This window comes from Aquabacter spiritensis (assembly GCF_004346185.1).
GTDB classification, from domain to species: domain Bacteria; phylum Pseudomonadota; class Alphaproteobacteria; order Rhizobiales; family Xanthobacteraceae; genus Aquabacter; species Aquabacter spiritensis.
In genome coordinates this window covers 1-1191 of the sequence record NZ_SMAI01000050.1, presented here as the reverse complement: position 1 = coordinate 1191, position 1191 = coordinate 1, and the positions used below count along the sequence as shown (strand labels likewise).

General features: G+C 64.1%; 1 protein-coding gene. It reads left to right on the top strand.

Annotated elements, in window-relative coordinates; genetic code table 11:
- Window positions 1–1191 (top strand): elongation factor Tu, encoded by a 1191-nt coding sequence (tuf, locus tag EDC64_RS23385; RefSeq protein WP_132036266.1) that lies wholly within the window; start codon window positions 1–3, stop codon window positions 1189–1191.

Genomic DNA, 1191 nt, shown 5'->3' with positions numbered 1-1191 from the left:
ATGGCCAAAGTCAAATTTGAGCGCAACAAGCCGCACTGCAACATCGGGACCATCGGTCACGTGGACCATGGCAAGACGTCTTTGACGGCAGCGATCACGAAGGTGCTTGCGGAGACGGGTGGTGCGACCTTCACGGCGTACGACCAGATCGACAAGGCGCCGGAAGAGAAGGCGCGCGGGATCACGATCTCGACGGCGCACGTGGAGTATGAGACGTCGAACCGGCATTATGCGCACGTCGACTGCCCCGGGCACGCCGACTATGTGAAGAACATGATCACGGGCGCGGCGCAGATGGACGGCGCGATCCTGGTTGTTTCGGCGGCCGACGGCCCGATGCCGCAGACCCGCGAACACATTCTTCTGGCGCGCCAGGTCGGCGTTCCCGCGCTGGTGGTGTTCCTGAACAAGTGCGACATGGTCGACGATCCGGAGCTTCTGGAACTGGTCGAGATGGAAGTGCGCGAGCTTCTGTCGAAGTACGACTTTCCGGGCGACGACATTCCGATCATCCACGGTTCGGCGCTGATGGCGCTGGAGAACAAGTCTCCGGAGCTGGGCCACGAAGCGGTTCTGAAGCTGATGGCGGCGGTGGACGCCTACATCCCGCAGCCGGAGCGTCCGATCGACCAGCCGTTCCTGATGCCGATCGAGGACGTGTTCTCGATCTCGGGCCGCGGCACGGTGGTGACGGGGCGTGTCGAGCGCGGCATCGTGAAGGTCGGCGAGGAAGTCGAGATCGTGGGCATCCGCCCGACGGTGAAGACGACGGTGACCGGCGTCGAGATGTTCCGCAAGCTGCTGGACCAGGGCCAGGCGGGCGACAATGTCGGCGTTCTTCTGCGCGGCACGAAGCGTGAGGACGTGGAGCGCGGCCAGGTGGTGTGCAAGCCGGGGACGGTGAAGCCGCACACCAAGTTCAAGGCCGAGGCCTATATTCTGACGAAGGAGGAGGGGGGCCGTCACACGCCGTTCTTCACCAATTACCGTCCGCAATTCTACTTCCGCACGACCGACGTGACGGGCGTGTGCACGCTGCCGGAAGGCACCGAAATGGTGATGCCCGGCGACAATGTCTCGATGGAGGTGGTGCTGATCGTGCCGATCGCCATGGAGGAGAAGCTGCGCTTCGCCATCCGCGAGGGCGGCCGCACCGTCGGCGCCGGCGTCGTCGCGTCCATCATCGAGTGA